Here is a 6,000-nt window from a genome sequence, read left to right as displayed (position 1 = left end):
GTCCTGTGCCGTCCTGTGCCGTCCTGTGCCGTCCTGTGCCGTCCTGTGCCGTCCTGTGCCGTCCTGTGCCGTCCTGTGCCGTCCTGTTCTTCTCTCAGCGCTCTAGAAACGGCACAAAAAAGGGTGGGGCCCCTATCCGAGAGGATAGGGGCCCCACCCTTTGAGTCAGGTAAGACTCTTAGTGGGCGTGGTCGCCGCGGTTGTATTCGTAAACCCAACCCAGAACAGCTGCTGCTGCGAAGGGGATGGCAACGAGTACGATCCACCAGTCGATAGCCAGACCTACAACAACGATGGTGCAAGCAACACCGATGAAGAGGGGCCACCATGACCAGGGTGAGTAGAAGCCGTAGTCGCCAGCTCCATCAGCGATTTCACCTTCGAGGTTCTCGTAAGGCATGTCGGGGTGCTTCTTGTCGGTGAAGTTCAGGAAGTACCAGAGGAAGAGACACATCACGGCGGTAGCCAGAATCGCGGGGAAACCGGCCCACTCGGTGAAGTCAGTCATCAGACCGTAGACGATGCCAACGGGAATCAGGAAGACGCCGATGAAACCGAAAATCTTAGCAAGAATTTTCACAGTGGCCTCCTAGCGTGCAGTTGCCTGGCGGGCTGCTGCAGCGACGTCGTTGTTGGTGGACAGTTCAGGGTGGTGCAGGTCAAGTGCAGGACGCTCTGAACGGATACGGGGCAGGGCGGTGAAGTTGTGGCGCGGGGGCGGGCAAGAAGTTGCCCATTCCAGTGAGCCACCGAAGCCCCAGGGGTCATCAACCTCAACACGCTTGCCGTTGCGGGCGGTGGTGTAGACGTTCCAGAACCAGGGAATCATGGAGATTGCCAGAATCATGGAGCCTACGGTTGAGAGCTGGTTCATCCAGGTGAAGCCATCTTCAGGCATGTAGTCTGCGTAGCGGCGGGGCATACCGTCGACACCGAGCCAGTGCTGGATGAGGAAGGTCATGTGGAAGCCGATGAACAGCAGCCAGAAGTGAATCTTGCCCAGGCGCTCGTTCAGCATCTTGCCGGTGAACTTGGGCCACCAGAAGTAGAGTGCTGCGAACATACCGAAGACGAGGGTACCGAAGATGACGTAGTGGAAGTGAGCGACCACGAAGTAGGAGTCAGATAGGTGGAAGTCCAGCGGCGGGGTTGCCAGGATAATACCGGTGATACCACCGAAGAGAAAGGTAATCAGGAAGCCGATAACCCAGAGCATGGGGGTCTCAAAGGTGATGGAGCCCTGCCACATGGTGCCGATCCAGTTGAAGAACTTCACACCGGTAGGAATACCGATCAGCATGGTCATGAAGGAGAAGAAGGGCAGCATGACCGCGCCGGTGACGTACATGTGGTGTGCCCATACGGTAACTGACAGAGCCGCAATAGCGATGGTTGCAAAAATCAGACCCTTGTAACCGAAAATCGGCTTACGTGAGAAGACGGGGATGATTTCTGAAACGATGCCGAAGAAGGGCAGAGCCAGAACGTAAACCTCGGGGTGACCGAAGAACCAGAAGAGGTGCTGCCAGAGGACGGCGCCACCGTTTTCGGGGTCGAAGATGTGGCCACCGAGACGGCGATCCATACCGAGGGCGAACAGGGCGGACGCCAGCGGCGGGAAGATCATGATGATCAGGATTGCGGTGATCAGGGTGGTCCAGGTGAAGACCGACATACGCCACATGGTCATGCCGGGGGCACGCATGCAGAGGATAGTGGTCAGGAAGTTGACGCCACCCATGATGGTGCCGAAGCCCTGAAGAGCCAGACCGAAGATCCAGAGGTCACCACCGACAGAGGGGCTGTAGGTGGTGCTGTTCAGCGGAGCGTAAGCGAACCAGCCGAAGGAAGCTGCACCCTGGGGGGTAAGGAAGCCAGCGATGGCTACCAGTGAGCCGAACAGGAAGAACCAGAAGGCCAGGGAGTTCAGACGGGGGAAGGCAACGTCGGGTGCACCAATCTGCAGGGGTACCAGGACGTTAGCGAAACCGGTGAACAGCGGGGTACCAAACATGAGCAGCATCAGGGTGCCGTGCATGGTGAAGAGCTGGTTGAACTGTTCCTTGGTTTCGAGGAACTGCATACCGGGGGTGAAGAGCTCCAGGCGCATAAGCAGAGCCATGACACCGGCAAAGCAGAAGAAAATAAACGCGGCGATCAGGTACATGTACCCGATGGTCTTGTGGTCGGTGGAAGTCAGCCAGTTGACGATGATTCGTCCCTTGGACTTAGGAACCACCCGCGGGACAACGCTACCGGTTGTCTCAGCTGAATACTCAAGAGTAGTCACGGGTTACCTCTTAGTTGTTGGTGTTCATGTTGGGGTTACGGTTGTACTCGTCACCCAGACGGCCAATGTTGCCTTCATCTTCCAGTGACTGGATGTAGGCATCGTAGTCTTCCTGGCTGACAACTTCAACGTTGAAGAGCATCTCTGAGTGGTACTCACCGCAGAGCTCGGCGCACTTACCCTGGTAGCGAGCGGGCTCGGAACCGGTGGTGAAGTACATGTGGTTGGTCATGCCGGGAATGGTGTCGCGCTTCTCGAGGAAGGCGGGAACCCAGAAGGAGTGGATGACGTCACGGGATTTGAGCTGCAGGTCTACGGTTGAGTTGACCGGCAGGTAAAGGGTGGGGAGGGTTTCCTCAACGCCTTCCTTGCCTTCCTTGTCGAGGCGAGCCTGGACGCCGGCGAAGTAGACGTTTTCGTCGAGGTAGTTGAAGTCCCATGCCCACTGCTTACCGTAAACCTCGATGGTGACATCGGCGGTTTCAGACTTGGGAGCGGTGATTTCGCGCTCGGCACGGTCTGAGAAGGTGAAGAAGCTGACGATCAGGATGATCGGGATAGCGGTGTAGAAAATTTCCAGCGGAGCGTGGTAGCTCACCTGGCGGGGGTAGCCGGTTTCGTACTTGCGACGGCGGTAGGCGATGATGCACCAAAGCATGAGGCCCCAGGTCACAAGACCTACAGCCAACGCAGCGATCCATGTACCAATCCAGAGGTCCATGATGGTATCGGCGTTATCGGTTACACCACGCTGAGTGGGCAGCCAGCCCACTGATGCCTGTTCTGAACAACCGGTCAAGAGCAGCGCTGAAACGGCTGTGGCAGCGGCTACTGCCTTGCCCTTAAGCCCCTTGCTGCTGGTTCGATGCTGCGAACTCACAGACGGCCCTTCCTGTAGCGATGTGCGTGTCACCTGGTGCTGTGTGTGGACAGCATTAACCCAGGTGTTAATTCTTTCAATACGAGCTTACCCTCAAACGGGCGTTTCTGGTGACAACCTGTCAATGAACTGACGTGTCATTACATAAGTATTTCATGTTTGGGCGGGCTGAAACAGAAAAGTGGGGGTATGCCGGAGCATACCCCCACCTGTGAAGCGGGCTGGGCGAACGCTTAGTGGAAGGAATCTCCACAGGCGCAGGAGCCCTGGGCGTTGGGGTTATCGATGGAGAACCCCTGCTTCTGAATGGTGTCTTCGAAGTCGATGGTTGAACCTTCGAGATAAGGAACACTCATACGATCAACGATGACTTCTACACCGTCGAAGTCGCGGACGGCGTCACCGTCGAGCACGCGCTCGTCGAAGTAGAGCTGGTAAATCAGGCCTGAACAACCGCCGGGCTGCACGGCGATGCGCAGGCGCAGGTCGGTGCGTCCTTCCTGCTCAAGCAGGGAACGAACCTTACCGGCTGCAACCTCGGTGAGGTTAACGCCGTGGGTGGGGAGATCTTCGAGTACTGCCTCAGACATAAGCAATCCTTTCGTGGGGTGTTTTGATGTCAATCTTACGCCTCTTGGGTACGGGGCGCGAGATGTTCGCAGTCAAGTGAATTCCTAGTTGGCGGTGTGAGCTGCCGCCAGCATGAGGGCTTCAGCAAGGATTGCCTTCTGGAAGTCGGGGATGAAGAGGGACTCGTTGGCGCTGTGGGCGCGGGTATCGGGGTCTTCGATGCCGGTAATCAGAATGTGGGCCTCGGGGTAGACCTCGGTGAGGGTCGCAATGAAGGGGATGGACCCGCCCATGCCGGTGGTGACAGGCTCAACTCCCCAGGCCTCCCCCAGCGCTGCCAGGGCTAGCTGGGCGCCACTGCCAGAAAGGTCGGCCTGGTAGGGCTGACCGGAGTCTTCGGCATGGTAGGTCACCTCTGCCCCGTGATGGTTGTGGCGGGCGAAGTGCTCGGCAAGTGCCTGGTGGGCTGCGGCGGGATTCTGGCCGGGAGCCAGGCGGACGCTGATGCGCGCCTTGGCTGTGGCAGCAATGGTGTTTGAGGACTCGGCAACCGAGGTGATGTCCATGCCGATGACGGAGATAGCGGGCTGGGACCAGAGGCGGGAGGAGATAGAACCCTGACCTGCCAGCTTCATGCTGTCGAGAATGCCAGAATCGGTGCGGAAATCGACCTCAGGGTATTCAACGTCAGGTTCAGGTGCAGTAACCAAACCTTCAACTGCAACTGAACCTTGAGTATCGTGCAGGGTGGCGAGTAGCTGGATAAGGACGGTGTTGGCGTCCAGCAGGGGGCCGCCAAACATGCCGGAGTGAACTGAGTGGCTGCTCACGCGTACAGAAATATCACCGCTTGCTACACCACGCAGGCCCGCGGTAAGAGCAGGTACGCCGGTTTTCCAGTTAGCTGAGTCTGCTACAACGATGTAGTCGCCAGCAAGCTTGTCGCGGTAGGTATGCAGGAAGCTATCAAAGCTGGGTGAACCAGCCTCTTCCTCGCCCTCGATAAAGATGGTGACGCCAACCTTAAAGTCGTCGCCCAATACTTCACGCGCAGCCTTAAAAGCGGCCAGATGGGCAATGACACCAGCTTTGTCGTCCGCAGCTCCGCGGCCATAGAGGCGATCACCCTTGCGAGTGGCGACAAAAGGCTCGGTCTCCCAGAGGGAGCGGTCGCCAGCTGGCTGCACATCGTGGTGGGCATAGAGCAAGAAGGTGGGGAAGCCAGGTGCTGCCGGTGAGTGAGCTACGACCGCAGGCATACCCTGCTGGCCTTCCCCGTAGGACGCTGAGAGAATCTCAACGCTTTCAAAACCGGCTTCCTCAGCCAGGCTCTTCACCTTTTCAGCGCTACGCTGCACTTCGGTGAGGTCAAAAGACTCCCAGGCAACAGAAGGGATAGCCACGAGCTCAGCTAGATGTTCAAGCTGAGTCTCAAAGTTCTCTTCGATGTAGGTTGCTAGAGCCGGGCGGGTAGAAAAATCAAAATCGTGTGTTGTCATACATCTCAGAATACGCTCTGACTGTATATCTACGCACGAACTTGGTTATTCTTAAGGGGTGTTTGGTCGTAATAAGAAATCATCAGAAAATGCTGGTTCTGTGGTTGCCGACGCTACCCCGGTAGCAAACGAAACCCCTGAAACCACTCAGCCGGGGTACACCGCGCCCAAGGGACGTCCTACCCCTTCCCGTAAAGAACGTGAAGCTGCCCGCCGCACTCCCCTGGTTCCCGCAGACCGCAAGGCTGCAAAGGACGCCCAGCGTGAAGCTGACCGCGAGTTCCGGGCAAAGCAACAGCAGGCCCTGCAAACCGGCGATGAGCGCTACCTGCCCGCCAACGATCGTGGCCCCCAGCGCCGCTACATCCGTGACTACGTTGATGCCCGCTTCAACGTAGGCGACATCATGATCATCGTTATTCTGGCTGTCTTTATCGTGGGCCTTTTCTCCCCCAGCATGCAGCAGTACACCATCTTGCTGATGTGGGGCATGATTCTACTCTGGGTCATCGACTACATGATTATGTGGCGCGGGCTCAAGAAGAAGTTGACCGAAAAGTTTGGCTCCATTGAGCCCCGCTCCGGCTTCTACGCCTTCAACCGCGTCATGATGATTCGCCGTTTCCGCCTGCCCAAGCCTCAGGTTAAGCGCGGCGAATACCCCAAGTAAGGCCACGACGGAGTAAATCCGCTAGCTTTCAACCTTAAATTCAAAGGGGCGCTACCTCTTTAGAGAGGTAGCGCCCCTTTGTGTCATGATC

At 57.3% G+C, this 6,000-nt stretch carries 6 protein-coding genes; 1 reads left to right on the top strand and 5 read right to left on the bottom strand.

Translation table 11 applies throughout. The annotated features are described in order from the left end of the window. Positions 1 to 178: 178 nt before the first annotated feature. The 5 genes from ACED88_RS07760 to ACED88_RS07740 all read right to left on the bottom strand — a co-directional run bounded on the left by ACED88_RS07760 (position 179) and on the right by ACED88_RS07740 (position 5,239). Entirely contained in the window at positions 179 to 580 is a 402-nt protein-coding gene (locus ACED88_RS07760) for a cytochrome c oxidase subunit 4 (RefSeq protein ID WP_237193735.1), read from the bottom strand. A 9-nt stretch (positions 581 to 589) separates the two neighbouring features. Beyond that, positions 590 to 2,290, bottom strand: coding sequence for an aa3-type cytochrome oxidase subunit I (ctaD, locus tag ACED88_RS07755; protein ID WP_185172910.1), 1,701 nt, complete (start codon positions 2,288 to 2,290; stop codon positions 590 to 592). 10 nt (positions 2,291 to 2,300) lie between these two features. After that, complete coding sequence (ctaC, locus tag ACED88_RS07750) at positions 2,301 to 3,170, bottom strand: aa3-type cytochrome oxidase subunit II (RefSeq protein WP_185172909.1); 870 nt, start codon at positions 3,168 to 3,170, stop codon at positions 2,301 to 2,303. A gap of 233 nt (positions 3,171 to 3,403) precedes the next feature. Beyond that, positions 3,404 to 3,760, bottom strand: coding sequence for a HesB/IscA family protein (locus tag ACED88_RS07745; protein WP_237185683.1), 357 nt, complete (start codon positions 3,758 to 3,760; stop codon positions 3,404 to 3,406). Between the two features lie 84 nt (positions 3,761 to 3,844). Further along, the gene (locus ACED88_RS07740; RefSeq protein ID WP_449109252.1) at positions 3,845 to 5,239 is read right to left on the bottom strand and encodes a M20/M25/M40 family metallo-hydrolase; all 1,395 of its coding nucleotides are present in this window, start codon (positions 5,237 to 5,239) and stop codon (positions 3,845 to 3,847) included. A gap of 100 nt (positions 5,240 to 5,339) precedes the next feature. Here ACED88_RS07740 and ACED88_RS07735 point away from each other — a divergent pair, with 100 nt between their 5' ends. Further along, the gene (locus tag ACED88_RS07735) at positions 5,340 to 5,909 is read left to right on the top strand and encodes a DUF3043 domain-containing protein (protein WP_237198952.1); all 570 of its coding nucleotides are present in this window, start codon (positions 5,340 to 5,342) and stop codon (positions 5,907 to 5,909) included. Positions 5,910 to 6,000 lie beyond the last annotated feature (91 nt).

The sequence above is a fragment of the Rothia sp. 11273D007AR genome (assembly GCF_053547255.1).
The sequence above is the reverse complement of the archived record's forward strand: the minus strand, read 5'-3'. Positions and strand labels throughout refer to the sequence as shown.